The 25,393-nt window shown below is 62.9% G+C and carries 22 protein-coding genes; 14 read left to right on the plus strand and 8 right to left on the minus strand.

Going from position 1 to position 25,393, the window contains the following annotated elements; translation table 11 throughout:
• Nucleotides 1-146: 146 nt before the first annotated feature.
• The gene (locus tag ACW5CM_RS13315; protein ID WP_457125277.1) at nucleotides 147-1,487 is read right to left on the minus strand and encodes an HNH endonuclease; all 1,341 of its coding nucleotides are present in this window, start codon (nucleotides 1,485-1,487) and stop codon (nucleotides 147-149) included.
• A gap of 100 nt (nucleotides 1,488-1,587) precedes the next feature.
• Here ACW5CM_RS13315 and ACW5CM_RS13320 point away from each other — a divergent pair, with 100 nt between their 5' ends.
• Entirely contained in the window at nucleotides 1,588-1,884 is a 297-nt protein-coding gene (locus ACW5CM_RS13320) for a DUF503 domain-containing protein (RefSeq protein ID WP_457125278.1), read from the plus strand.
• 78 nt (nucleotides 1,885-1,962) lie between these two features.
• Entirely contained in the window at nucleotides 1,963-2,628 is a 666-nt protein-coding gene (locus ACW5CM_RS13325; protein ID WP_457125279.1) for a hypothetical protein, read from the plus strand.
• Nucleotides 2,629-2,701: 73 nt separating this feature from the next.
• Here the strand turns inward: ACW5CM_RS13325 and ACW5CM_RS13330 are convergent, their stop codons facing one another.
• Nucleotides 2,702-3,271, minus strand: coding sequence for a DapH/DapD/GlmU-related protein (locus tag ACW5CM_RS13330; protein ID WP_457125280.1), 570 nt, complete (start codon nucleotides 3,269-3,271; stop codon nucleotides 2,702-2,704).
• Nucleotides 3,261-4,511 carry an MFS transporter gene (locus ACW5CM_RS13335; protein ID WP_457125281.1) on the minus strand — a complete coding sequence of 417 codons (1,251 nt, stop codon included), beginning with the start codon at nucleotides 4,509-4,511 and terminating at the stop codon, nucleotides 3,261-3,263. Before ACW5CM_RS13335 ends, ACW5CM_RS13330 begins: the two co-directional genes overlap by 11 nt.
• A gap of 99 nt (nucleotides 4,512-4,610) precedes the next feature.
• On the opposite strand from ACW5CM_RS13335, the gene ACW5CM_RS13340 reads away from it, so the two are divergent.
• Entirely contained in the window at nucleotides 4,611-5,834 is a 1,224-nt protein-coding gene (locus ACW5CM_RS13340; protein ID WP_457125282.1) for a hypothetical protein, read from the plus strand.
• 102 nt (nucleotides 5,835-5,936) lie between these two features.
• Here the strand turns inward: ACW5CM_RS13340 and ACW5CM_RS13345 are convergent, their stop codons facing one another.
• On the minus strand, nucleotides 5,937-6,524 hold the full coding sequence (locus tag ACW5CM_RS13345; RefSeq protein ID WP_457125283.1) for a TetR/AcrR family transcriptional regulator: 588 nt from the start codon (nucleotides 6,522-6,524) through the stop codon (nucleotides 5,937-5,939).
• A gap of 79 nt (nucleotides 6,525-6,603) precedes the next feature.
• Nucleotides 6,604-7,587, minus strand: a complete 984-nt coding sequence (locus ACW5CM_RS13350; RefSeq protein ID WP_457125284.1) for a PfkB family carbohydrate kinase — start codon at nucleotides 7,585-7,587, stop codon at nucleotides 6,604-6,606.
• A gap of 238 nt (nucleotides 7,588-7,825) precedes the next feature.
• On the opposite strand from ACW5CM_RS13350, the gene ACW5CM_RS13355 reads away from it, so the two are divergent.
• A complete protein-coding gene (locus ACW5CM_RS13355) occupies nucleotides 7,826-8,674 on the plus strand; it encodes a hypothetical protein (RefSeq protein ID WP_457125285.1) in 849 nt (282 codons plus the stop codon).
• Nucleotides 8,675-8,788: 114 nt separating this feature from the next.
• Here ACW5CM_RS13355 and ACW5CM_RS13360 read toward each other — a convergent pair whose 3' ends face one another.
• Nucleotides 8,789-9,814 (minus strand): LacI family DNA-binding transcriptional regulator, encoded by a 1,026-nt coding sequence (locus ACW5CM_RS13360; protein WP_457125286.1) that lies wholly within the window; start codon nucleotides 9,812-9,814, stop codon nucleotides 8,789-8,791.
• 146 nt (nucleotides 9,815-9,960) lie between these two features.
• Here ACW5CM_RS13360 and ACW5CM_RS13365 point away from each other — a divergent pair, with 146 nt between their 5' ends.
• From ACW5CM_RS13365 to ACW5CM_RS13385, 5 genes are read left to right on the plus strand one after another with little or no spacing between them, the layout of a single operon-like run.
• Complete coding sequence (locus ACW5CM_RS13365) at nucleotides 9,961-10,965, plus strand: ABC transporter substrate-binding protein (protein WP_457125287.1); 1,005 nt, start codon at nucleotides 9,961-9,963, stop codon at nucleotides 10,963-10,965.
• Between the two features lie 7 nt (nucleotides 10,966-10,972).
• Complete coding sequence (locus ACW5CM_RS13370) at nucleotides 10,973-11,776, plus strand: ABC transporter permease (RefSeq protein ID WP_457125288.1); 804 nt, start codon at nucleotides 10,973-10,975, stop codon at nucleotides 11,774-11,776.
• Nucleotides 11,773-12,567: an ABC transporter permease gene (locus tag ACW5CM_RS13375; protein WP_457125289.1), complete on the plus strand. Its 795-nt coding sequence runs from the start codon at nucleotides 11,773-11,775 to the stop codon at nucleotides 12,565-12,567. The genes ACW5CM_RS13370 and ACW5CM_RS13375 overlap by 4 nt, the downstream gene beginning before the upstream one ends.
• 38 nt (nucleotides 12,568-12,605) lie before the next feature.
• Nucleotides 12,606-13,418, plus strand: a complete 813-nt coding sequence (locus ACW5CM_RS13380) for an ABC transporter ATP-binding protein (protein ID WP_457125290.1) — start codon at nucleotides 12,606-12,608, stop codon at nucleotides 13,416-13,418.
• Nucleotides 13,415-15,625, plus strand: a complete 2,211-nt coding sequence (locus ACW5CM_RS13385) for an arylsulfatase (RefSeq protein WP_457125291.1) — start codon at nucleotides 13,415-13,417, stop codon at nucleotides 15,623-15,625. Before ACW5CM_RS13380 ends, ACW5CM_RS13385 begins: the two co-directional genes overlap by 4 nt.
• A 155-nt stretch (nucleotides 15,626-15,780) precedes the next feature.
• Here ACW5CM_RS13385 and ACW5CM_RS13390 read toward each other — a convergent pair whose 3' ends face one another.
• Together ACW5CM_RS13390 and ACW5CM_RS13395 are read right to left on the minus strand one after the other, a co-directional pair.
• Nucleotides 15,781-16,332, minus strand: a complete 552-nt coding sequence (locus ACW5CM_RS13390; RefSeq protein WP_457125292.1) for a VapC50 family PIN domain-containing toxin — start codon at nucleotides 16,330-16,332, stop codon at nucleotides 15,781-15,783.
• A complete protein-coding gene (locus ACW5CM_RS13395) occupies nucleotides 16,329-16,856 on the minus strand; it encodes a helix-turn-helix domain-containing protein (protein WP_439255551.1) in 528 nt (175 codons plus the stop codon). The genes ACW5CM_RS13390 and ACW5CM_RS13395 overlap by 4 nt, the downstream gene beginning before the upstream one ends.
• A gap of 145 nt (nucleotides 16,857-17,001) precedes the next feature.
• On the opposite strand from ACW5CM_RS13395, the gene ACW5CM_RS13400 reads away from it, so the two are divergent.
• The 5 genes from ACW5CM_RS13400 to ACW5CM_RS13420 all read left to right on the plus strand — a co-directional run bounded on the left by ACW5CM_RS13400 (nucleotide 17,002) and on the right by ACW5CM_RS13420 (nucleotide 25,035).
• Nucleotides 17,002-17,898 (plus strand): hypothetical protein, encoded by an 897-nt coding sequence (locus ACW5CM_RS13400; RefSeq protein ID WP_457125293.1) that lies wholly within the window; start codon nucleotides 17,002-17,004, stop codon nucleotides 17,896-17,898.
• 135 nt (nucleotides 17,899-18,033) lie between these two features.
• Nucleotides 18,034-19,488: a type I restriction-modification system subunit M gene (locus tag ACW5CM_RS13405; RefSeq protein WP_457125294.1), complete on the plus strand. Its 1,455-nt coding sequence runs from the start codon at nucleotides 18,034-18,036 to the stop codon at nucleotides 19,486-19,488.
• Entirely contained in the window at nucleotides 19,485-20,594 is a 1,110-nt protein-coding gene (locus tag ACW5CM_RS13410) for a restriction endonuclease subunit S (protein ID WP_457125295.1), read from the plus strand. Before ACW5CM_RS13405 ends, ACW5CM_RS13410 begins: the two co-directional genes overlap by 4 nt.
• 21 nt (nucleotides 20,595-20,615) lie before the next feature.
• Nucleotides 20,616-21,674 (plus strand): DUF8606 domain-containing protein, encoded by a 1,059-nt coding sequence (locus tag ACW5CM_RS13415; protein ID WP_457125296.1) that lies wholly within the window; start codon nucleotides 20,616-20,618, stop codon nucleotides 21,672-21,674.
• Nucleotides 21,675-21,684: 10 nt separating this feature from the next.
• Nucleotides 21,685-25,035 (plus strand): DEAD/DEAH box helicase family protein, encoded by a 3,351-nt coding sequence (locus ACW5CM_RS13420; RefSeq protein WP_457125297.1) that lies wholly within the window; start codon nucleotides 21,685-21,687, stop codon nucleotides 25,033-25,035.
• Nucleotides 25,036-25,393: the final 358 nt, after the last annotated feature.

Genomic DNA, 25,393 nt, shown 5'->3' on the forward strand with positions numbered 1-25,393 from the left:
ATAGTGGGTGACGCCGGATGACTCTGGGAAGTTAACGATATATCGTTCAGTATCGCTAGGGAAGGGTGCGGCGCGAAGAGACCCGCTCATGCCGCAGTACCTCATGCCGCAGTACCTCATGCCGCAGTGCCCCATGCCGCAATACCTCATGCCGCAATATCGAATCGTGCACGCCCGCCGAGCCGGGGCTCGCGTGCTGGATCGACATAGTTCGGGGGAATGAACCAGACCCGTGCCCCAGCGCCGACGCCGTCAACGCTGACTTCCCACCCGTTGTCGTGGATGCGATGGTGGCACGTCTCGCAGAGCAGCACCCCGTTCATCAGGTCGGTTCGACCGTGATGTCGTTGCCACCACCGGATGTGATGAGCTTTGGTCATTTCGGGTGGAAGAGCGCACATTGCGCAGCCGCCGTCCCGTTCGACGAGCGCCAACCGTTGAGCTCGAGTGAACAGCCGCTTCTTCCGGCCCCAATCGAGAATCTCGCTATCACCGCCGAGGACACAGGGGATGATGCCGTCACCCGCGGCCATTCGCCGGGCTGCGCTGACGCTGACTGGCTGATCTGCGCCGTCGATCGTTGCCCATCCGGTACCGGAGATCAGATCTTGCAGGCTGATGCGGACGATGACCGTAGCACCGGCGAGCGGTAGCTTCGAGTCGCATCCGAGCACGTGGGAGCAGAACGCCGCGAATGCGTCCGCTTGAATCATCGCTACGCTGCGGCGGTCAGCATCCGGGGCATTGTGGTCGACTGCATCCTTACGCGCAGCGAACGCGGCAGACACGAAGCCGCGGAACGCGGCAAGGATCGGGGCACCGCTTTCGATATCGGTCTTGCCACTGAAATGCAGCTCTCCATCGCGCTCGAACATGTTGAAGAAGCGCTTACTGCGCCGCTCCTCTTCTCGCGGCTCGATGCCGTCGGGGTCAAGCCATGCCTCGGCGCGCACAATGAGCTTGCGCAACTCGTCGAGGCTGAGCCCGACGGCGTTCTCGGTGAGGACTCTCTCCCCCTCGGCGATGCGCTCGGCGCCCGCGGCCACCCGACAGCGATCGAGCAGCGTGATGATCATCGCCGCCGCCTGCGCGCTCAGCTCTCCAGCAGCCAGAGCCTCACGCACCAGTTGATACTTCGCCGGCAGAGGGTTGCCCAGCAGATCTGACCGCGGCGCGGTCCCCTCACCCACTTTGATCAGCCGGAATGCGTCACCCGACGACACCCCCGTCGTCGCAGCAATCAGCTTGGCGGCCGTGCGGAACCCCTGCTGCTTCGCCAAACTGTCTGGACCGAGTTCCGTTCGCGACTCGTGAGCGATCCCGGCGGCGACATCGACATGCAGGGCATCCAATCTCCGTTGCAGGAGACCGACAGCCGTTTCCGCTGCGATGAGCTGTTCTCTCGTCAAAGTATTCGAGTCACCGGCATCCACCAACACGGCGTCCAGCCCTTTCAGGGCCTCGTGGATTGCGGTCAACTGTGACACAACTCCAGCTTAGCTCTTAAGTCCAGTTTTGTCGAACAATATTTCGAAAGAATCGAACTTTCGGCAGATAACAGGGTGGCTCACGTGCCACACTTGCCGCATGTGGATCGGCTGGCTCTGGTGCGATGTTTTACTCGGCGATGTGCGCTCCCTGAAGGAGAAGCGCAGCGTGATTCGTCCATTGATCTCCGACCTGGCCCGTCGTACCGAATCCGCCGCCGCCGAGGTCGGCGCCCACGATCTACACCGGCGATCAGAGATCGGAGTGTCCGCGATCGCGGCAGAAGCCGCCCATGTTCGCGACGTCCTCGATCGCGCGGAGCGGATGCTGGCGGAGGAGCATCCCGAGATCACGCTGTTGTCGACCCGCCGCGGATTGCACTCCAGCGACGACTGATCGCGGCCAATGACCGGACCCCCCCTAGCCCCGATCGCCGTCGTGTGACATTCTTGCCCGACACGACCGGAGGTGATGATGGACACCATTCTCTTCTTGGGTTTCGCAATCGCGTACCTCGTCCTGCTGATCTGGGGGATCGCGCTGGCAGTTCGACGCGGGCGGCTGGTCGTCTCCGACCTCGCATTACTCGTATTCGCCGCGCTCGTCTATGACAACGCCGTGATCGGTCTCGGTTCATTGATCGGCGAGAGCGCGGGCCTCGAGGCGCTGAACGCCGTGCGCTATTGGTTGCACGCACTGGTGACTCCGATGCTGGTGTTCGTCGCGTGGAACGTGCTCGTTCGTGCTGGTGTGCGCTGGGCCAAGACTTCGTGGGCGACGCTGGGAGCCATCGTGATCACGGCCGCGCTCATCACCTACGAGGTGATCGTGGGCGCGGCTCCGGCGCAGCTGGTCGCGCAGCACGAGTACGGAACGCTGAGCTATTCGAATGAGAATGCCCCGGGTGGCCCGCCGCTCATGGTGCTGTTCGTGGCTGCCGCGCTGCTTGTCGCCGGCATCTACGCGTGGAAGCGCCAGGGGTGGCCGTGGTTGTGCATCGTCACCATCCTCATGGTGATCGGAAGCGCCATCCCGTTCGATTTTCCCAGCGGAGCGGTCACGAATGCGTTCGAGCTGGTGCTGCTGGTCGGCGTCCTTGCGACGATCGCGTTCCAAGATCGGCGCACCGAGGCCGGGTGACCCCAGGTGGGCCGACGTGCGCGGCACACACCGGGACGCGCTCGTAGCGCGCCTACCTTCACCCCCGCCCCGCTCACTCAGGAACGGAGCGCACCACACGCGCGGGTGAGCCCACGACGATCGACCCCGCCGGCACATCCTTGGTGACTACGGATGCCGCAGCCACAACGGCGTCGTCGCCGATCGTGACCCCGGCCAGGATGGTGGCGTTGGCGCCGATCCACACGTTGCGGCCGATCGTGACAGGAGCCGGGTGCATGTCCGCACGACGGCTCGGAGCCAGGTCGTGGTTGAGGGTCGCGATGACCACGTTGTGTCCGATGAGGCAGTCGTCGCCGATGGTGATGCCGCCCTGGTCTTGGAACTTGCATCCGGCATTGATGAAGATGCGCTTGCCGAGCGTGATGTTCCGCCCGAAGTCTGAGGAGAACGGCGGGAACATCGTCACCGTCTCATCCACCGGCTTCCCGATCAGACGCGACAGCAGCGCGCGCACTTCGGCCGGCTCGTGGTAGCTGCCGTTGAGCTCACCGGTGATGTGCATCGCCTCCTGACTCGTCCGATGCATGACCTCGTGCAGTGGCGAGTTCCCCTTAATGGTGCGACCAGAATTCAGTTCGTCCAGAAGATCGTCAAGATCCATGGTCCTTCTCCTTCTCTGCAGCCGTGGTGATCAGTCCAGGAGCCCGCCGCCTGTCCAGCACGCCGGCGAACACCATCGCGACGAGTCCCGCAACGGGCACGACGAGCAACCCCCACCGGAGCCCGGCGTTGTCCGCGATGAAACCGACGAACGGCGGCGAGAGCAGGAAGCCCAGCCGCAGCAGCCACGACACGATCGTGAGGCCGGCGCCGTGGCGCAGGCCCGGAAGCGCGTCGGCTGCTTGCATCGCGGCGGGAATGAGCGTCGCCGACCCGAAACCTGCCGCGGCGAAGCCGAGGATCGTGCCGGGCACGGTCGGAAACATCAGCGCCAGCCCCATCCCGACGAAGATGAGCAGCCCTCCAGCACGGGCGACGGCACGCTGTCCGAACCGGTCGACGAAGCGGTCGCCGGCGAGGCGTCCGATGAACTGCGCGCCGACGAGGGCGATATAGCCGGTCGCGGCGAGGACCGCGGGCGCGTCCAGCGAGGCCGAGAGGTAGAGGGTCGCCCACGACATCCCAGCATCCTCGACGACGGCGCCAGCGATAGAAATGAGCACGAGCGCGACCATCACGAAGACCGTCCTTCCCGAGATTCCCCGCCGTACGGCATCGCGGATCTCGGGGCCGTCGGCGACGGCATCCTCTTCGGTGACGTCGTCGCGGCCCGGCAGACACAGACGAAGTGCGATGAGCGCGACGATGCAGAACACGACGGCAGAGATGGCGAGATGGATGCCGAGGGGCAGCGCGATCGCGATCGCCACAGCTGCCATCGATCCGCCGAGAACCGCACCGATCGACCAGATCGCATGGAAGGAGTTGATGATCGAGCGGCCGTAGCCGCGCTGCACGCGCAGACTATGCGCGTTCTGGCCGACGTCGGTGATCGCGTCGGAAGCGCCGCCGAGGAACAGGCCCAGCGCGAAGAACAGTGCCGACGGCGCGATTCCCGCCGCAAGCAGGCCGAGGCTGGTGATGATGGTGCCGATGACGGCGACCTTCGCCGAGCCGAAGCGACGGATGAGCACGGCCGCAGCAAGCCCGGCAACGATCGCACCGGCGGGGAAGGCGGCGATCGCGAGGCCGTAGGCTGCAGCATCCAATCCGAGCGTCCGCTTGATCTCCGGATAGCGCGGCAAAATGTTCGCGAACAGGGCACCGTTGGTGAGAAACAGCAGTGCGACGCCGACGCGCGCGCGGCGGAGAAGAGGAGCGACGGTGGTCGTGCTGGGCATATCTAACAGCGTAGGCCGGGGCAACGGGGCGGGCGCCGCGGTCCGCGCGGCCGCCCTCGCTATGCTGGTCGCGTCTTAGTCGCCACGGGGGGATCCACAATGACCACGACACGCACGCGCCGCGCGGCCGCTTTCGCCGCAGCATCCGCCGCTCTGGCACTGACAGCAACACTGTCCGGATGCGGCCTGATCTCCGGCGGCGACTCCGGCGGCCCTGACGTTCCCACTGATCTGGTGCTGCATCCATCCGGCGACGACGGGGCGTGGATGCTCAACGAGTACTCCACCGGAACGTCCGGCGAATGGGTCTCCGATGACATGCTCTGCGGCATCCGAGATGGCGTCGCCATCCATCGCGATCTGACAGACAGGGCCGTCACGCTCATCGCCACCGACCTCGCAACCGGCAGCGACATGTGGCGGCTCGAGACCGAAACGCCGGGCGGCGTGAACTGCGCGCCCGTTCTGGATGAGCGTCTGTACACCTCCGAAAGCGAGATGAATGCCGACGGCGCCTACCGCTCCATCGTCGTGCGCGTCGACCTGGCCACCGGCGAGCGCACCAACATCTACGAAGCACCCATCAACATCTCGATATTGACCGCGTTCGCCCATGAGGGCGAGACGGCCTACGCCCTTGCCGCCGCCGACGCCGGCGAGGTGCTGCTCGCCTTCGATGGTGCCGGGCAGATCGCCTGGCAGGCCGCGATGAGCGCCGTCGCCCAATGCCACCTGCTGTCCGGACACATCGCGTGCGTCGACATGATGACCACCGAGTACTCCATCTTCGACGCCGCCACTGGCGAGATCACCGCCTCCGGAAGCAGTCCCGGCGATCCGAACGACCTCGTGAACTTCGCCGCTGACGGATTCGCGCTGACCACCGACCGCGTTTCCTTCACCGAAGCCACCTACACCGGCTACGACTTCGACGGCAATGAGATCGGCAAGCTCGACAGTGCCCGTGGCCCCGGCATGCCCTCTGCCCTGGATGGCGTGTTCTACGAATTGGACGACTTCAACTACTGGACTATCGCCGCCGTCGACAGTGCAGGAACCCCCGTCTTGAAGCTCCCCGGCGGCCTGGACAACGGACTCGACTCGGTAGCGACCGGCAAAAACTTCCCCGACATCGAGCTCGACGCCGTCTCAGCCGACGGACAGACCATCGTCACGGCACCCTTCGGTGCACCGGCGCTCATCCTCGACCTCGAGGCCAACACGATCGCAGAGCTGCCCAGCGGCGACGGGATCCGGACCATCGGTGGGTATCTCACTTCCACGCGCGACAGCGGCTCGGTCGTCTACCTTCCGGGTGGATAGCGGATGCCGCGGACAGCGGATGCCGCCCGTTCGACAAGCTCAGGGAGCGAGAGCCGCCGCCCGGCGTTACTGGTCACGGAGCCTGTCGAAGTGCCGGCGTTGTTAGGACGCGGATGCCTCGGGAACGGCGATGCCGCGCATGAGCACCTCGCCGAGAGCATCCGCCTGAGCGTCGTCGATCTTGCGTCCGAGCAGAGCCGCATATGAGGCGGCCGCGGCGAACTGGTTCGCAACGGCTGCCGCATCGATCTCGACACGCACTTCACCGGCCTGCTTGCCACGCTCGATACGCTCGGTGATCCACCCGATGATCGGCTCGGTGAACCGCTCATTGAGCCGTGCACCCAGTTCTGGATCTGCCACGTTGACGGCGATCAGCGCCCGCGCGAGCGCAGTGTTCTCGGTGGTGCCGATATGCGTCATCATCGTCGCCACCCACTCGCGCAGGTCGGTGCCGAGATCCGTTGTCATCGGAACCGGCGGGGTTTTCCCCGGTAATTCCCCTTCGAGCAGCGCTTCCCCCAGGATCGCTGATTTCGACGGCCACCAACGGTAAATCGTCTGCTTCGATACCTCAGCTTCGGCAGCCAAGCCCTCGATCGTCGCAGTTTCATATCCCCCGGTGGCCAGTGCATTCCGCATCGCAGCCAGGACAGCCTGGCGTGCCTTTTCGCTTCTTGGACGGGCCATTCCCTGATCGTAGCCGAGCAAAATAGCACATACTGAGCGCTCCGTGACAAAATTTCGCACCGAAGATGGTTTCAGGGACTCACCGGCCGCGCAGGAACTCCTCGACCTCAACTGCGGTCGGCGCGGTTGTCGGCCCTCGCCGGGTGACTTTGATCGCGGCCGCCGCGTTGGCACGTCGGCAAGCGTCCACCCAGCTCGCGCCGCCCGCGATACCGGCCAGCAGCGCACCCGTGTGGGCATCACCGGCCCCGTTGGTGTCTACGGGGGTCTGCGGAAAGCCCGCCACGTAGGTGCTTTCGCCGCGCGCCTGCACCGCGCAACCCTCGGCGCCGTCGCGGACGATGGTGATCGCACCGGCCCGCATCAGCGGCGCCAGCGCGCCGGCTTGCGCCACGATTTCGCGTTCGGATGCTTCGACCGGAACAGCCCGCACCGCCAGCAGGTCGGTCGCTTCCTCGGCGTTGCCGGTCCATACGTCAGTGCGGGCGAGCATCACGTCGCGCGCGTCGGCAGGCAGCGCGGCGAACGCGGCCCCGGGGTCGAGGACGACGACGGCGTCCGCGGGGAGGGTTGCCAACCAGGTCAGCAGCGGGTCTCGGGTCTGTGCGACGGCGAGGGAGTATCCCGTGACGCAGACGAGGTCGCCTGGCTGGACGACGGCGGTTGCAAGCGAGTCGACTGTGATGTCACGCTCGGCGCCCAGCGTCGTGATGAAGGTGCGCTCGGCGGTCGGCTCGATCAGCACGACGCACACGCCAGTGTCACGCGTCATGATCGGCGGGGCGGATGCTGTGATGTCATCAGCATCCAGTGCCTCACGGATGAGATCACCGTGCGGGCCGGTGCCGAGTGCGCCCGCGTGCACGCACTGCGCACCCAGGCGGGCTGCTGCGAGCAGCACGGTGACGGCGCCGCCGGCGTATTGAGCGTCGGAGCCGGCCATCACGTTCTGTCCGCGCGCGGGGATGTCGGGCACTTCGATGACCAGGTCGACCAAGGCTTGGCCGGTGTGGATCACGCGGGGGCGGTGCGCACGGCCTGTCTCCAGAAATTGCGATGCCATGGTCGGATGCTACCGCGGTCGCCGGACATCCCAGTCGCTGCAAGGCATCGGGACCAATGTCCATGCCCCCGAATACACTCAACCTCGATAGGTCCGCACGGGCCCTGGAACCCGACTCGAGTTCCCCGATTCGCGCCCTGCCCTTAGGGCGATATTCGGCGTGCGTGCGAACCATCGCCCTACGGCATCCGTCGTGGGGCAGGCCGGTGCTCCACGCACACTCCTGAAGGAGAATCACATGTCCATTCCCAACCCTCCTGCGACTCCCGCTCCGCAGCAGATGCCTCCTCCGATGCCGCCCGCTGAGGCGACGGCATCCGCGCCGAAGAAGACGAACGTCCTCGCGCTGGTCGCGCTCATCGTGGCAGCCGTCGGCTTCATCTTCGCGTGCATTCCTGGCGCTCTGATCGTCGGCTGGATCCTGCTGCCGATCGCGTTCGTGCTCAGCCTCGTGTCGCTGTTCCTCAAGGGCGGGCGCAAGTGGATGGGCGTCGTCGGCCTCATCCTGTCCGTTGTTGGCACGATCGTCGGGGTGGTCGTCTTCTTGGGCGTTATCGCGAGCGCGGCCGATGAAGCGTTCGACGAGGCCTTCGGCGACACCGAAACCACCGTCACACAGCCTGCAGATGAAGAGGTCGTCGCGGTAGATGAGGAAGAGCCGGCGGATGCTGCCGAGCAGGGCACTCGCGAGAACCCGTACCCGCTTGCCTCGCAGATCAGCACCGATGACTGGACCGTCGTCGTGAACAGCTACACCGCTGACGGGGCGGCGGCAGTTGCCGACGGCATGTTCAACGACCCGGCACCTGCGGGGTCGCATTACGAGATCGTGAACTACACGGTCACATACACCGGTGATGAGTCCGGTCTCGCGGCCGAGGTCGGCATCGCCTTCGTCACCAGCGCCGGCAACGTCGTCAACAGCTACGACTCGATGGTCGTCCTGGCTGACGGCATCGGGATGGACGAGCTCTACAACGGTGCATCTGCCACCGGCTCTCAGGCCTTCCTCGTTCCGGACGGCGAGACGGTGCTGATCCGGGTCAGCCCCGGGATGCTGGCTGACGAGGTGTTCGTTCAGCCGTAAGCCGGTGAGCTACAGCAGGGGCCCGACGGGAGATTCGGGCCTCTGCTGCCTTCTAGCGTGCCTGACCTGCGGACGTTCGAAAACTTGTGGAAGGTGAGCAAGCGATCACTTTATTCAAGACGTTCCGCGACTCGGCGACGGCACACAACCACAGGACTCGCGCACAATCAGATGCGGCGACACCAGCACGGTTTCGGGCGCTCCGTCCGGGTTCGCGATCCGCGAGAGAAGCGCCTCGGCGCAGGAGTTGCCGACGTCTAGCCCGCGCGCACCCACGGTCGTCAGCGGCGGCTCCCACAGTGCTGCTGCGGGAACTTCGTCATATGAGACAACGCGGGGCAATGCCTCTCGTGAGAATCCCCGTTCGCGTAGTGCACGAAACAGGCCGAACGCGACGATGTCGTTGTGACAGATGATTGCTTCAGGCAAGTCCCCGCTGGAGGCCAATGAGTTCACCAGGTCGCGAGCCCATTCACCGTTCGCCGGACCGGGGAGATCCAGTGCCAGTTGCGCGCCGGCACGCACCAACACTTCCTTCGCACCGACAAGCCGGTCCCGCCGAGGCGCCAGCCCTGTTTCTCCACCGATATACGCCACGGTCTGTACGCCATGTTCGACGAGGTGACTTGCGGCCAGCCGCCCGCCCGCCAGGTTGTCGATCCCGGCATACGCGAGAGTGGCAGCGTCGATGTCGCGCGTGGCGATAAGAACGGGCAGCGAGACATCAACCAGGCGCTGCTTAAATGACTGGTCGGTCCCCACTGCCGGCACCACTATCAGCCCATCCACATTGCGTTCAAGCATCGAGCTGACGAGCAGATCCTGACGAGAGGCGTCCTCGAGCGAGTTGGCCATGAGCGTCACGTGTCCTGCTGCCGCGAGCGTCCGTTCGATCGCGACGGTCATCTCGGCCGTGAAACCGTTGGAAACGTCCGGAACGATGAGTCCAATCGATTGTGTGCGCCCAGCACGCATGGCCGCGGCGGCCCGATGGTAGACGTAGCCGAGTTCATCCATCGCTGCGCGCACGCGCACACGCGTGGCGTCGGAAAGGCTGCCCGTATCGCGAAGAACTAGCGATGCCGTCGCGCGCGAGACTCCCGCGCGACGAGCGACATCGGTCAGAGTGACTCGGGCCATTCAGATCTCCTTCGACTCCTTCGGCGACGCCGTTGACACTATCGCGCCTCTGTCGTAGTCTGCACTAGATCCATCTACTAGATCGATCTAGTAGGGAGTTTAGCCCCTTCCCGGCACACGACGGGAACCGTTCAAAGGAGAGCACCATGTCCACACTTCGCACCCTGCGGGCGGCTGCCATCGGCACCGCTGCTCTGCTCGCCATCTCGGGTTGCTCCGCCGCACCCGGTAACGGGGAGGGCGACAGCAAGACTCTGAACATCGGGTATTTCCCTGTGGTCTCTCCGGTGCCAATCATGCAGAAGAACACCCACCTTGAGGACCTCGGTTACGACGTGAATTGGGTTGAAATCACCCAGGGCCTGCCTGGCGCTGCCAGCGCACTTGCCGCAGGGCAGCTCGATATGACCTGGGGCAACAGCGCTTCGGCCACCGTGATCTTCTCGCAGTCCCCTGACGCGGCGTACTTCGTCGGCCAGTCGTTCATCAACGCCAATGTCACTGTGGTCAGCAAAGACAGCGGCATTGAATCCGCCGAAGATCTGGCAGGGGAAAAGGTCGTCGTCAGCGGGGAGAAGACCGCTTCGACGCTGTTCTTCGAGATCGGGCTCAAGGACGCGGGCATCGAGCCTGGCGGCAATGAGTACTTCGTCTCGGGCACCGGCCCTGGGATGGTGGGCGTCTTGGAATCAGGTGACGTCGACGTCGCAGCAACGTACGTTCCGTACGCTGCCGACATGGTCCTGAAGGACATCGGTACGGTGCTGTTCACCGGTTCCGATGTGCTCGGCTCCGACGCGCCTGGTGATGGCTTTATCGTGTCGCAGTCGTTCGCCGATAAGAACCCCGAGGCCGTTGATGATGTGCTGCGCGCCCAGTTCGAGGCCACGGACTTCATCACGGACTCTCCCGACGAGGCGTACGCACTCATGGCGGACTTCGCCGGCGTTGACGTCGAATCAGTGCAGTACTCCTTCGATAAAGGACTCGTTTCGGTGGCTCCCACGTACGTGCCCGACACAGAGGGACTCGCCAAGGTCGCCGCCCTTGCGCAGGAGCTCGGGTTCGCTCCGGCGAAAGACGTCGATCTGAACGACTTCGTGACCGCGTTCGTTAACACCGAGTTCGCCGAACGCGCGCTGGAGAAGTGACCTCTGAATGACTGACACAAGAGCGATCGAGACGGCCAGCAGGCCGCGTTCGTTGCAGCGCAATCCGTGGCTTTGGGGCTTGATCGGCGTTTTCGGGTTCATCGCCGTCTGGGCTGTAATCGCGGCCGCGCTCGCGGGCGACAGCGGGCGTATCTCCAAGCTCGCCAGCCCAATCGAAGTCCTTGACGCGTTCATCACCTATGCCCAGAAGTCGCTGTGGAGCGATCTCGCTAGCAGTCTCGGCGTCTTCGTCGGTGGATGGGCGATAGGTGCTTTCCTCGCCATCGTGACCGGCCTGCTGCTGGGACGCATCCACTTCCTCGGTCGAATGTTCCTCCCGGCGATCGAGATGATCCGCCCAGTGTCCAGCATCGCCTGGATCCCTCTGGCGATCGTCTGGTTCGGATTCGGCTACTCCGGGAAGCTATTCCTGGTCGGGCTCGCGGTATATCTCGTCGTGATCGTATACGCGGTCGACGGCGCGACCCGTATCCCGTCTGCGCTGGAGAAGTCAGCCACGATGCTCGGCATGGGCACCTGGCAGAAGATGCGTTTCGTAGTGCTGCCCTCGATGATGTCGGAAGTCCTGATCGGTCTTCGCGTCGCCCTGACCGCAGGCTGGGGCACGGTGATCATCGCCGAACTCATAGCCGCCGACAGCGGCCTGGGCAAGAGCCTCGTCCGCGCCCAGCAGGGATACGACGTCCCGACCGTCATGGCGCTCATGCTCTGTTTTGGCGCCGTGGGGCTTCTCCTCAACGGTCTGTACAGCTTCGCGATGAAGGGTGCTCAGCAATGGAGAAGCGCATGATCAATCAGATGCCCGGGGGAGCGTCCGCAAATCGCGTAGTCGCGTGGGCCCGCAATGCGTGGCCCGGCTTGATTGGCCTGGCGATCATCTTGATCATCTGGCAGTCGACGGTGACGATCAGCGGCGTTCCCGTCGTCGTTCTCCCGACCGTCACGGACGTGATGGACGCGTTTGTGCGGCTCGTTTCGACGTCGTCGTTCTGGGGCGGGCTCGGCGTCAGCATTCTTGAGTTCATCCTCGGATTCGTCGTGGGGACAACGGCGGGAGTGATCGTGGGGCTGGTACTCAGTGCTTTACCGCGGCTGGGGCTGGCGCTAAACCCGGTTATCGAGATTCTGCGGTTCATCGTCCCGTTCGCATGGATTCCGCTGACGATCCTGTGGTTCGGAACGAGTATCGGCGGCAAGGTCTTCCTCGTCGCTTACGCGGTGTTCTTCGTCATGCTGATCTCGACGTCGGATGCTGTGCGCAATGTGGACTCCACACTGCTGCGCGTCGCAACGATGCTGGGCATGTCGCGCTGGCAATCGCTGTTCCGCGTCCAGTTCCGCGCAGCGGCCCCGTCGATCCTGAACTCATCACGAGCCGCGGCTGGCCTCGGCTGGATTGCGGTCGTCGCGGCGGAGTATGTCGGATCCAGCGCCGGACTCGGTTACATCATCATCAACGCATCGTCTTCGCTCGACACCCCGGTCGTCATCGCGATCATGGTCGTCATCGGCCTTGTCGGCGCGGCTGTGAGCTGGCTTATTGGCCTACTCACGTCGTCCAAAGCCGATTACAGCGCTTAGTACGATCTGCTTCTCGTTTCAAGACAGGAATACTTCTCATGTCCAGCAATGCATCTCTCCGTTCCGATTCGAAGGCCGGTGTGCCCGGCGAACTCCGCGCTGAGAACGTCTCGTTCGCGTACACGAACTCGTCGGCGTCATCCGGGTATGCTCCGATCCTCGACAATCTCAACTTCACGGCGCCCCTCGGGAGCGTGGTTTCGCTCGTCGGGCCGTCCGGTTGCGGCAAGAGCACGTTCCTCAGCTTGGCCGCGGGGCTCATGGCACCGACCAAAGGCACGCTTTACTGGGAGGGCGAGCCGGTAAAGCTCGGTCCTACCAATCACCTCGGCATGGCATTCCAGCAGCCCGGTCTCTTTCCGTGGATGACTGTGGAGCGTAACGTCACTGTCGGGCTCGAAGTGCGCGGCCACTCACGCGCCGAAGCAAAGAAGCTCGCACACGATTTTCTCGCGAAAGTGGGGCTAGCCGACTACGCGCGCGCATATCCTCGTCAGCTCTCCGGCGGCATGGCACAGCGCGTCGGCATCGCGCGCGCCCTCGCGCTGCAACCCCGCCTGCTCCTAATGGATGAGCCGTTCGCCTCCGTCGACGCGTTCACCCGGATCACATTGCAGGGTGAGCTGCGAAAAATGCTCGACCTTGTGAAACCGACCGTCATCCTTGTCACGCATGACGTGTCGGAGGCGATCACGCTTGGTGACCAGGTCGTCGTGTTGTCGACGCGCCCCGCTGGAGTCAAGACGATCATCGACATTGAAGACCAGGATCGCGACAAATCGAGCCCCTCGTATGCCGAGAAGCTGTCGCGCATCCTCGAAGATCTCGGCGTCGGAGAGGCACACCGATGACACAGCAATTCGGCGGAAAGATCGGCACTACATATCGAGACTCCGAGGCGTGGTGGCCAGAGCGGGCGCAAGCAACTGGAAAATCGAATGTCGTCTTCATCGTTTTGGATGACCTGGGCTTCGGGAGCCTTGGATGCTACGGATCAGAGATCGCCACGCCGGCGATGGATGCGCTTGCCTCTGATGGTGCACAGCTGACGAATTTCCATGCGACAGCGCTGTGCTCGCCAACGCGTGCGAGCTTGCTCACAGGACGCAACCACCACGCGGTGGGCATGGCTTACCTCTCGCATGTGGATGACGGCTTCCCCGGGTATCGGGGGCGCATCGGGCATGATTCAGCGACCATTGCGGAGATGCTCGTCGATGAGGGATATAACACTCTCGCTGTCGGCAAGTGGCACCTGACGCCGATGGATCAGACGACGCCATCCGGCCCCTACGATCAGTGGCCGCTGGCACGAGGCTTCGAGCGGTACTACGGGTTCCTCGAGGGATTGACTGACCAGTTCCATCCTGAGCTCTACTACGACAACCACCCCGTTCCGCCGCCGGCGACGCCGGAGGAGGGATATCACCTCACCACTGATCTGGTCGACAAGTCGATCGAGTTCATCCGCGATCAGACGTCTGTGACGCCAGAGAAACCGTTCTTCCTGTATTTCGCTTTAGGGGCAACACACACACCGTTCCAGGCGCCACGGGAGTTCGTCGAGAAGTATCGCGGTAAGTATGACGAAGGCTGGGATGTGATTCGCGAGCGCCGCTATCGACGGCAGCTCGAGACGGGTGTCATTCCGGAAGGTACCGATCTGCCTCCACGCAACGATGGCGTGCAGGCGTGGGATGACGTCGCCCCTGAAGCGCAGAACGCCTATGCCAAGTTTCAGGAGGTGTTCGCGGGATTCCTTGAGCACACGGATCACGAAATCGGGCGGCTCGTGGCCGGCATCGAGGAGCTGGGTCGACTCGATGACACACTGTTCGTGCTCCTCGCCGACAACGGCGCGAGCCAAGAGGGCGGCCCGCATGGCGTTCTCAACACCACCCAGTACGAGAACGGGCACTTCCCCAAACTCGATGAGGTCATCGCGAATGCCGACCTGATCGACGGTTCGTCTACACAGGTCAACTATCCGCTCGGGTGGGCGCAGGCAGGGAACACCCCGCTGCGTCGCTACAAGCAGAACACTCATGCCGGCGGCATCCGCACGTCGGCGCTCATCCGCCTGCCTAAGGACTCCCCCGGATCGCAACGCGGAGCGAAGTTGGGGCAGTTCCAACACGTGACAGACATCGTTCCCACCGTTCTCGATCATCTAGGACTCGAAGCCCCCGTCACGCGTCGAGGGTTGCAGCAACGTCCTGTCGACGGCCGTTCGATGCTTTCGGCGCTCACGGGTGGCTCACCCGACAGCCAGTCACGTTCGCAGTACTTCGAGACACTCGGCCACCGTGCGATCTGGAAGGACGGGTGGAAGGCTGTCGCCTTCCATGTGCGAGGTGCCGATTTCGACACGGACCGCTGGGAGCTTTATCACCTCGCAGAGGACTTCTCGGAGACACATGACCTGGCTGCTGAGCGGCCGGACAAGCTCAGGGAGCTCGTCGACGAGTGGTGGGTGCAGGCAGAGAAGAACTCCGTGCTGCCGCTGGACGATCGCGGCTTTGCGCAGCGCGCCAATGCGAAGTTCAGCCCCCATTCGCCCCGAGATCGTAAGAAGTTCGTGTATCTGAAAGGCGTGCAGCACATCGGAAACGGCGCGGCTCCGCCTGTTCCGGGCCGTTCGTTCGAGATCACCACGACGGTGGAGCGGCCTCGCGGGACAGAAGAAGGAGTACTCATCGCACACGGCAGCTGGAACAGTGGCTACTCATTGTTGATCCGGGATGGCCACCTCGAGTACGACTTCAACTACTACGGCGACCACAAGATTCTGCGCTCCACGATTCCTGTTCCGGCGGGGCAAACTGAGCTGCGCCTGCGCTTTGTGATCGACTCTGAGAGCACGGGCGGCACCGCCGCGCTGTTCATCGATGGGAAACCAAGCGGGCAGCTGCGGCTGGATGAGACCTTCGAGTACTTCGTATCGTTCCAGGGCCTGGACATCGGGGCTGATCGGTTGTCGCCGGCGCGGAAGGATGGCGTCGGAGAGTTTGCATTTGAGGGCGACTTCGAGAGCGTGACGGTGGAGTTGCTGGAGTAGGCCCGATCGGGTGGCGTGGATGGATATATAGAAGGGGTGGCGGATACTCCGTGGTGCGGGGTGCCGATCAGGCGTACCGCTCGGTGGACGAGCAACCTCGGTCTCAGCTGCCTTCGGCATGAACCCGCTCGCAGCGGCACTAGAGCCTTGAGGGATCAGTAGAGCCGGGCGCGCACGGCTTCCGCGAACTTCGGCACGCCGGCTCTGATGAGCGCAAGCAGAAAGTCATCGATAGTCATCGTCGGGGAATCATATCCCTCAACGAGTTCGACCAGGGCGCGCAACGTCGGCGCGTGGTACAGGTCGAGTTGATCCAGGAGGAAATCATCAGGGTGGACGACTTCGAGATCGAACGGCTCAACTGAGTCCGCAGGAAAGTCCTTCATATTGAACGTGACAAGCACTTCCGCGCCACCGCGAACCGCGGCCGCGAGGACGTGTCGATCCTTCTTATCGTTCGTCATCGTCGAAACGAGATTGTCGTAGCCCGTCACCATCGCGCCGACAAAGTAGTGCTCCATCGTGGCAACACGCTTTTCGACGAGGTGCGGATCCTCACCGTTCGCGACCAGGTTCTTCGACAGTTCGGCCATCACATCCTTCGACCAGAGCGGTCGGAACAGACCGCGATCCGCTAGTTCGAGAATGAAGTCGTTGATCAGCGCCCCGTACAGGACATTCGTGTCAAAGAACGCCGGAAAACTCACTCAGCGTCCAGCTCCGCCATGCGCTTTACGCTGCTCGGGTCTCCGATCCGGATCTTCGCCGTGGCACTGGTCCGTTGCAGCTCACGGAGAGCGGCGCGACGTTCGGCGCGGAATTTTGCTTGGTACGAAACCAGATCTTCGAGTCGGATCCGACGATGACGACCAGGCTTCTCGAAGGGGATTTCACCGGCTTCCAAGAGGCGAACAAGCGTCGGGCGACTGATCCCCAAGAAATCCGCTGCCTGCTGCGTCGTCATCGCCGCGCTTTGTGGAACGATCGTGATGCCTTCGCCCGCAGCGAGCGCATTCGTCACCTGGTCGAGGATACGGAAAATCTCGTCTGGAATCGGGCGGGCGTTGCCGTGGGGGTCGACAAGTGCGGCCTTAGACGAGCTCTGCGCCAGATACCCCTCAAGCTCGCGCAACAGCTCAGCGAAATCGAGAAGCTCACCGCGGCCCTCTGCCTCGGGGAGATAAGTCTGTGCCTTGCGTGCGCCGCGGGGCACATCAGTCGAGGTGCTCATGCGCCCATGCTACTCCGCAATTCGAAAAAATCGAACGGTGAGTCCGTGCCCGCCGTGCTCTCAGGAACCACGCGGCATCGGTTCTCGATGAGTCGGCGCATCTTCATGCGAGTCGCGTCACCGCAACCAGCGGTAGGTTCGAGCCATGTTCCTCACCCATGGCACGCTCACGAAGGACATCAGGGACCGCAATTCCTCGATCGGACAGTACCTGCGCACAACCTTCCCGAATTCCAAGGGGCTTCAAGTGGAGTACAAAGCGAGGGCAGGCGAGCTCCTTGTGGACTCGTCTGGCGCGCACCCGGGAACCGTTGGGACTGCGATTGACCTCTTCGTGCAAATAACACTCGAACCCGAAAAGGCCCCGGAAGCGGCGCTTCAGCTCTTCCCATTCAACGATGACTACCGCTCGACGATCTACGATCTGACTCAGCTCTTAGCCAGCTCCGGAGCCCGTGACGTTCAAGCCAAAGCAGTGTGGGCCCTGGCTCTTTGCGTGAGCGCGTTCCGCGCCGGCGCCGCATCGGCTCCGTACATCCCGTCGTTGGTGCTCGGACGCGCGTTCTCGGCCGAAGCAATGCTCTCTGAAGCAAGCCCTAAGGCGATCGAAGAGCTCACGGCCCTGATGAGCGTTGCCTCCAAGAACCTCCTCGGACAGCTCGAGGCACCGTTGGCTATCGCCCCAACCTTCGATCTGACAGCACCTGGTGATGCACAACGGATCGCAGCTGAAGCCGACCTGATCGCCAACGGCGTCCTTATTGACATCAAGTCGAACCTGGCTCCGAAGATAAAGGCTGGGCTAAGGCCGGATATCCTGCGCCCTGAGCACCTTCATCAGTTGTTGGCGTACGCCCTTCTAGATCAATCTGATACCTTCCAGATCGAGCACGTGGGCATCTACTCAGCACGCTACGGAACACTCACGACGTGGCCGCTGCACTACGCCATGGACTCGACGGCTGGGATGTCGTTCGATATCGCGGCCGGGCGCAATCGTCTCGCGGCATTGATCCAGGAGGAATCCAGTTTCCTAAGTTGATCCGACGAGGCTCGACGACGGGCATCCCAGTGTCGGTGGCCCCATGGAGACTGATCTACTGCCCGGACGCGCCGCGCAATAGAGAGACAAGCCGTGACCCAGTCCGCGCCACCACGCCCAACTAGAGTTACTCGTATGATCACCGGAGAGTTGAAGAGCAAGATCGACCGCGTCTGGGACGCCTTCTGGTCGGGCGGCATCAGCAACCCGCTCGAGGTCATCGAACAGGTCACCTACCTCCTGTTCGTCCGGCGCCTCGACGACATTCAGACCCTCGCGGAAAAGAAGGCGCGCATCACCGGCGGCGCGCCCGAGAACCCTGTGTTCCTGCCCGGACAGTCAGCACTGCGATGGAGCCACTTCAAGAACACGTCTCCAGAGGTGATGTTCAAGATCATCGGCGACGAGGTGTTCCCCTTCCTGCGGAATATGGGCGACGGCACCACCTACAGCCAACATATGAAGGACGCTCGCTTCACCATCCCCGCGCCAGCCCTGCTGTCGAAGGTAGTGGACATGCTCGACGGCATCCCGATGGCGGACCGCGACACCAACGGCGACCTGTACGAGTACCTCCTCTCGAAGATCGCGTCTGCCGGCGTGAACGGGCAGTTCCGCACTCCGCGCCACATCATCGACCTCATGGTGAAGATGACCGCCCCCCAACCGGGAGACGAGATCTGTGATCCCGCATGCGGGACCGCCGGCTTCCTCGTCTCCGCGAGCGAGTACGTCCGAGACACCCACTCGACTACGCTCCTGAGTGCCACGCAGCGGCAGCACTTCCACCACTCGATGTTCCACGGCTACGACTTCGACTCCACCATGCTCCGCATCGGCAGCATGAACATGCTGATGCACGGCATCGAGTCCCCCGACATCCGCTACCGCGACTCGCTCTCCGAAGGCGCAGCGATGGACGCTGAGAAGTACACGCTCATCCTCGCCAACCCACCCTTCGCCGGATCGCTCGACTACGAGTCGACCTCAAAGGACCTACAGAGCACGGTCAAGACGAAGAAGACCGAGCTGCTCTTTCTAGCGCTATTTCTGAAGCTCCTCAAGCCAGGCGGGCGCGCGGCCGTCATCGTGCCAGACGGTGTGCTGTTCGGGTCGAGCAACGCACACAAGACACTTCGCCAAGCACTCGTGGAAGACCAGAAGCTGGATGCTGTCGTCAAGCTTCCCTCGGGAGTCTTCCGTCCCTACGCTGGAGTCTCGACTGCCATCCTCTTTTTCACGAAGACCAACTCTGGTGGCACGGATGACGTCTGGTTTTATGACGTGCGTGCCGACGGCTTCTCGCTCGACGACAAGCGCAACCCGATCGAAGCGAACGACGTACCTGACGTGCTTGCGCGATGGGGTGCGCGGGATGCCGAAAAGAAGCGAGCGCGAACCGAGCAGTCCTTCCTCGTGCCCAAGGCCGATATCGTCGCGCAAGGCTATGATCTGTCGCTGAACCGCTACAAAGAAGTCGTCCACGACGAGATCGAGCACCGCGACCCGCTCGACATCATCTCCGATATCGAGAAGCTAGAGACCGAGATCGAAGCCGGCCTTGCCGAGCTGAAAGCGATGCTCACATGAAAACCGTGCCCTTTGCCGAGGCGATCACAGACGTCTCACGGGGCAACGAGAAGATCCCACAGTCAGCCTTCCTCCCTTCCGGTGCCGTCCCGATCATCGATCAGGGTCGCTCGGTCGTCGCGGGCTACACCAATGACCAGACTTCGATTGTCCATTCGGAACCGCCCGTTATCGTCTTCGGGGATCACACACGCGCCTTAAAGTTCGTTGATTTTCCGTTTGCCGTAGGAGCCGACGGGGTAAAGCTCCTGAAGACCCGTCAGGACTTCGATCCAAAGTACGTCTATCACTACCTGCGCTCGCGGCGAATCCCGAGCCTCGGGTACTCACGTCATTTCAAGGTGCTCAAGGAAACGAGGGTGCCGCAACCGCCACTGGAGGAGCAGCGAAGGATTGCGACAATCCTCGACCAGGCCGACACAATCCGCGCAAAGCGCCATCAGGTGCTTGCCCACCTCGGCTCCCTGACCCTGTCGATCTACCACGAAATGTTCGGCGATCCAGCGGAGAACCCACAAGGACTACCCGTCTCCCCCCTCGACGAGTTGATCGAGGCAGGCCGGCCGATCACCTACGGGATACTGAAGCCCGGACCCGAGATCAGCGGTGGCGTCCCGTATATACGGGTAGCAGACATGAAGAACGGAGGAATTTCGGTCCCCGGCGTCCGCCGCACCGATCCGGCGATCTCCGCCTCGTACAAGCGGTCGTTGCTCCGCGAGGGTGACCTGTTGATGTCGATCCGCGGCCATGTCGGCCGGTTCGCCCAAATCCCGCCCGAATTGGACGGCGCCAATATCACCCAGGATTCGGCGAGATTGTCGATCACCGACTCCGCGACTTCACAGTACGTCCGGGCCTCGATGTCCGCTCCAGGGCTTCAGCGCTGGATGGCACGGCACACGAAAGGTGTAGCCGTGCAAGGTCTGAACATCGGCGATCTGCGGAAGGTCCCCATCCCCTTACCGCCAATCGAGGCGCGACTGACGTTCGAGGCGCGAGCGGATCGAGCGACTCGACAGCACGGCACTCTTCAGCGCGCTCTTCGAGCAGACGACGAACTCTTCGCCTCTCTTCAGTCCCGCGCATTCCGAGGGGAGCTGTGACTCATGCCCGTTGAAATGAGAATGTGGCGCATCGACGGCGACCAGCCCAAGCCGCTCACACCCGCTGCGCTGCCCACGGAGAACGAGCTGCACCAGTTTCTCAAGCGCGACCCGTCGCTCCTCGGCATCCCTCTGCTGATCATCGGCAGCGAAGTTGTGACGCCATACGGGAAGCGCATCGACCTGCTGGCGATCGACGCCGACGGCAACCTGCACGTGCTGGAACTCAAGCGCGATCGCACACCACGCGAGGTCGTTGCGCAGGTGCTCGATTACGGCTCGTGGGTGTCGACGCTTTCACGTGATGACGTCATCGACATCGCCGGAAAGTTCCTCGGCCAGCCGTTCGAGTCAGCATTCGAGGAAGTCTTCGGCTCGGCGCCACCCGACGAGCTGAACGCCGAGATGCAGCTGACCGTCGTCGCCTCGGCGCTCGACGCCAGTTCGGAGCGCATCGTCAATTACCTGCGCGGCTTCGGCGTGCCGATCAACGCGGTGTTCTTCACCTACATCGAGGATGAGGATCGGCGGTACCTAGCGAGGTCGTGGCTCGCAGCATCCGTCGACGCTCCGTCGGCACAGACCACGAAGTCGACCTCGAAGCGTGCTCCCTGGAACGGCGTCGACTGGTACGTATCTTTCGGGGGCGATCGACCGTGGGAAGACGCTCGCCGGTTCGGCTTCGTCTCTGCCGGCGGGGGCAAGTTCTACTCGCAGACGATCAGGTCGCTGCCCATCGGTGCCCGCATCTGGGTCAATGTTCCCGGGACTGGCTTTGTCGGTGTCGGCAAGGTGCTCGCACCGGCACAGCGTTTCGAAGACGCCCGCGTGCGCGTTGGCGATGAGCTCGCCCCGCTTGCATCACAACCTCTCACCGGGAAATACACGCACCAGAGCGACGACGTCGATGAAAACGCAGAGTGGGTCGTCCCCGTCGAATGGATCAAGACGATTTCCGAGCGCGATGCTTACTGGGAGAAGGGTATGTTCGCGAGTCAGCACAGCGCGTGCAAGCTCCGCCAGGAGTTCACGCTGGAGCGACTCACCCAGCACTTCGGAATCGACGAAGAAGGCGAGTAGGGGCAGCGGCATGGGTAACTTCGACTTCGTGCGGCAGACACTGCCGCACGTGCACGACGACTGTGTTCGCGCGGAGTCATACCTGATCTCCGACCCGCGGTCGGCGTGCTTCTACAGCCGCCGTGTCGTGGAGCGGGTTGTCGACTATCTCTACGAGGTGCTGTCGCTGGACGGACCGTACCGCGACGATCTCTCCGCGAAGATCAATGACGCCGCGTTCAAGTCGCGCGTGCCGGCGCCAATCGCACAAAAGCTGAACGTGATTCGCCGCCTCTCGAACACGGCAGTGCACGACACCCGGCAGATCGGCGCGGACGTTGCGCTCGCTGTGCTGCGCGAGCTGTTCAACATCGTCGTCTGGGCCTCATACCATCACTCGCCGCGTCCGGATATTGTCCCGCTGCAGGCGCAGTTCGATCCGAAGCTAGCCTCTGCAGCAACACCGCTCTCGCCTGAGGATGTCTCCCGTCTCTCCGAGAAATTCCGTCAGCAGGACGAGGCTCATACACGGGTGCTTGCCGAACGGGACGACCGACTCGCCGCACACGAGGAACAGATCGCGAACCTGAAGTCACAGATCGCGGCAGCGCAGGCAGCGGCGGCACCCGACACCCGCGACTACGACGAAGCCGCGGCACGCGACTTGTTCATTGATGTACTACTCCGTGAAGCGGGGTGGCCGATGGAGGAGGAACGCGACCGCGAGTTCGAGGTCACGGGCATGCCCAACGCCGAGGGCCGGGGGTTTGTCGACTACGTCTTGTGGGGATTGGATGGCCTGCCGCTGGCGGTCGTCGAGGCAAAGCGCACGTCGAAGTCGCCTGAGGTGGGCCAGCAACAGGCGAAGCTTTACGCTGACTGCCTTGAGAAACAATTCGGGCGTCGACCGGTGATCTTCTACACAAATGGCTACGTGCATCGCATTTGGGATGACGCGGGAGGCTACCCACCCCGAGAGATTCAGGGCTTCTACACCCGTGACGAACTCGAGCTCCTCATCCAACGCCGCGGCACCATGCTGTCGCTGGCTCACCAGCCAGTGAACACCGACATCGCGGGGCGACCGTATCAGGTACGCGCGATCAAGGCGGTCGGTGATGCGTTCGACCGCAAGCAGCGCGAGGCGCTGCTTGTTATGGCCACGGGATCCGGAAAGACCAGAACCACGATTGCGCTCATCGATCTATTGCAGAAAGCAAGCTGGGTCAAACGGGTCTTGTTCCTTGCCGATCGGAAAGCGCTGGTCAAGCAAGCAACGAACGCGTTCAAGACCCACCTTCCCGGCTCAACAACCATCAATCTTGTCAACGAGAAGGCGGTCGACGGCCGCGTCTATGTCTCGACCTACCCCACGATGATGAATCTCATCAACGAGATCGACGATAGCCTCCGCAGGTTCGGGCCGGGTCACTTCGACCTCATCGTCATCGACGAGGCCCACCGCTCCATCTACGCCAAGTACGGCGCGATCTTCGACTACTTCGACGCCATGCTCGTCGGCCTCACCGCCACACCAAAGGATGAGGTCGACCACAACACTTACCGCCTATTCCACCTTGAAGACGGAGTACCGACCGACAACTACTCGCTCGACGAAGCCGTAGATGCCGGCTACCTCGTACCGCCGAAGGGGATCAGCTTCGAAGGTGGATTTTTACGCGCGGGCATCCGCTACGACGACCTCAGCGAGGAGGAGAAGGACCAGTGGGATGCCCTCGATTGGGGCGAGGATGGCCCACCTGACGAGGTGGGCGCAGAAGAGATCAACAGGTTCCTGTTCAACGAAGACACCGTCGACAAGGTTCTGAAGACTCTTATGGTGCGCGGCTACAAGGTGGCAGGTGGCGACCGACTCGGAAAGACGATCATCTTCGCGAAGAACCAGAAGCACGCCGAGTTCATCGAGAAGCGCTTCAACATCGCGTACCCCGAGCTCGCGGGGCACTTCGCTCGCGTCATCACGCACGACACACCGTACGCGCAGTCGTTGATCGATGACTTCTCCATTGCCGAGAAGGTCCCCCACATCGCGATCAGCGTCGACATGCTTGACACCGGCATCGACGTGCCCGAGGTTGTGAATCTCGTGTTCTTCAAGGTGGTGCGCTCGAAATCAAAGTTCTGGCAGATGACCGGCCGAGGCACACGCCTGCGACCCGACCTCTTCGGCCCCGGCGAGGATAAGAAGGACTTCCTCGTCTTCGATTTCTGCGGCAATCTCGACTATTTCAGCCAGGACCTCCCCGGATCGCCCGGTCAACTGCAGAAGTCGCTCTCACAGCGCCTGTTCGAAGCGCGACTCGGGCTCGTCACGGCGCTCGGAGAGGCGGAACCCGAACTGCGTTCTACGACCGTGTCCACACTGCACAAGATCGTTGCAGGGATGAACCTCGACAACTTCGTCGTCCGCCCCTCCAGGAAGGCAGTCGAGGAGTTTTCGCACACCGGCGCGTGGAAGGTCCTCACTCCACCACGGGTGGAGGAGCTGTTGCGGCTGGCAGGATTGCCGTCATCCGTGCGAGATGACGACGAGGATGCCAAGCGTTTCGATCTTTTGATCCTCCACCACCAGCTCGCGCAGCTTGACGGTGACGTTATGCTCTCCGAGCGGATCCGTGAAACCGTCCAGCAGATCGCCGCGTCCCTTCTCGGAAAGACGTCGATACCGTCAGTCGCCGAGCAAGCGGTGCTGCTGGAGTCGCTCGCCGGTGACGAGTGGTGGGTCGATGTGACACTCCCCATGCTCGAGCTCGCGCGCCGCCGGATCAGGAGCCTCGTCCGCTTCATCGAGAGGACTCGGCGCAACCCTGTTTACACCGACTTCGAAGATGTCCTCGGTGAGGGCGTCGAGATCGAACTGCCTCGGGCCACGCCGGGCACCGATTTCGAACGGTTCCGTTCCAAAGCTGAGGCCTACCTCCGCCAGCACCTCGACAAGCTCGCTCTCCAGCGACTGCGACGCAACAAGCAACTCACCCCGGACGACCTCACCGAGCTGGAAGGAATGCTCGTCGCTGCGGGTGCTGGTCCTGTCGACATGGTCTGGGCAAATGATCGCCCAGGCGGCCTCGGCCTCTTCGTCCGTGGTCTAGTGGGACTCGATCGTTCTGCCGCCGCAGAAGCATTCGAGAGGTACCTCGACGAAACCAAGTTCACAGTGGTCCAGATTCGCTTCGTAAACCTCATCGTGGACGAGCTCACGAAGAATGGAGTCATGGATCCGGGGCGCCTCTTCGAACCCCCGTACACCGACCAGGCGCCGACCGGACCCGACCTCGTCTTCCCTGAGGCGGACGTCGACCTCATTGTCGAGACGCTGCGCGGCATCAGCGAAACAGCTATTCCCTCGCAGGTGGCATAGGACGAGGCTCTCAGCGGGGTGTCGCTTGCTCACGCCGAGCGCGATGCTCGGCTGACTCGTGACCGGACCGGCATAAAGACCAGCAAGGACCGCCCCACCGGGTGCGGCCTGCTCGGCGGCAACCTTTTCGCTCGGTTCCGAGTCGTGATGCGTGGTGAGAAGAACAAGCTCGTGCGCGACATCGAGTCGCTGCCTGTAGTAGTAGTCCTTCGCGGGCTGGCGGAACCGCGACCCACCGGGCTGTTTGTGGCGGTTATCTTACTGCTTTCTCAACCGGGAATCTGGCCATCTGAACGTCCCACCCGAGTGCAAGAATCTCAACATGAAGCTCTCCGAGCTCACGACCATCACCGCCGAC

The organism is Microbacterium wangyouchuni (genome assembly GCF_054072595.1).

Excerpts from the sequence above, each read along its gene's own strand:
- ACW5CM_RS13320 (WP_457125278.1), top strand. The coding sequence starts at position 1,588 with ATGTGGATCGGCTGGCTCTGGTGCGATGTTTTACTCGGCGATGTGCGC.
- ACW5CM_RS13325 (WP_457125279.1), top strand. The coding sequence starts at position 1,963 with ATGGACACCATTCTCTTCTTGGGTTTCGCAATCGCGTACCTCGTCCTG.
- ACW5CM_RS13330 (WP_457125280.1), bottom strand. The coding sequence starts at position 3,271 with ATGGATCTTGACGATCTTCTGGACGAACTGAATTCTGGTCGCACCATT.
- ACW5CM_RS13335 (WP_457125281.1), bottom strand. The coding sequence starts at position 4,511 with ATGCCCAGCACGACCACCGTCGCTCCTCTTCTCCGCCGCGCGCGCGTC.
- ACW5CM_RS13340 (WP_457125282.1), top strand. The coding sequence starts at position 4,611 with ATGACCACGACACGCACGCGCCGCGCGGCCGCTTTCGCCGCAGCATCC.
- ACW5CM_RS13345 (WP_457125283.1), bottom strand. The coding sequence starts at position 6,524 with ATGGCCCGTCCAAGAAGCGAAAAGGCACGCCAGGCTGTCCTGGCTGCG.
- ACW5CM_RS13350 (WP_457125284.1), bottom strand. The coding sequence starts at position 7,587 with ATGGCATCGCAATTTCTGGAGACAGGCCGTGCGCACCGCCCCCGCGTG.
- ACW5CM_RS13355 (WP_457125285.1), top strand. The coding sequence starts at position 7,826 with ATGTCCATTCCCAACCCTCCTGCGACTCCCGCTCCGCAGCAGATGCCT.
- ACW5CM_RS13360 (WP_457125286.1), bottom strand. The coding sequence starts at position 9,814 with ATGGCCCGAGTCACTCTGACCGATGTCGCTCGTCGCGCGGGAGTCTCG.
- ACW5CM_RS13365 (WP_457125287.1), top strand. The coding sequence starts at position 9,961 with ATGTCCACACTTCGCACCCTGCGGGCGGCTGCCATCGGCACCGCTGCT.
- ACW5CM_RS13370 (WP_457125288.1), top strand. The coding sequence starts at position 10,973 with ATGACTGACACAAGAGCGATCGAGACGGCCAGCAGGCCGCGTTCGTTG.
- ACW5CM_RS13375 (WP_457125289.1), top strand. The coding sequence starts at position 11,773 with ATGATCAATCAGATGCCCGGGGGAGCGTCCGCAAATCGCGTAGTCGCG.
- ACW5CM_RS13380 (WP_457125290.1), top strand. The coding sequence starts at position 12,606 with ATGTCCAGCAATGCATCTCTCCGTTCCGATTCGAAGGCCGGTGTGCCC.
- ACW5CM_RS13385 (WP_457125291.1), top strand. The coding sequence starts at position 13,415 with ATGACACAGCAATTCGGCGGAAAGATCGGCACTACATATCGAGACTCC.
- ACW5CM_RS13395 (WP_439255551.1), bottom strand. The coding sequence starts at position 16,856 with ATGAGCACCTCGACTGATGTGCCCCGCGGCGCACGCAAGGCACAGACT.
- ACW5CM_RS13400 (WP_457125293.1), top strand. The coding sequence starts at position 17,002 with ATGTTCCTCACCCATGGCACGCTCACGAAGGACATCAGGGACCGCAAT.
- ACW5CM_RS13405 (WP_457125294.1), top strand. The coding sequence starts at position 18,034 with ATGATCACCGGAGAGTTGAAGAGCAAGATCGACCGCGTCTGGGACGCC.
- ACW5CM_RS13410 (WP_457125295.1), top strand. The coding sequence starts at position 19,485 with ATGAAAACCGTGCCCTTTGCCGAGGCGATCACAGACGTCTCACGGGGC.
- ACW5CM_RS13415 (WP_457125296.1), top strand. The coding sequence starts at position 20,616 with ATGTGGCGCATCGACGGCGACCAGCCCAAGCCGCTCACACCCGCTGCG.
- ACW5CM_RS13420 (WP_457125297.1), top strand. The coding sequence starts at position 21,685 with ATGGGTAACTTCGACTTCGTGCGGCAGACACTGCCGCACGTGCACGAC.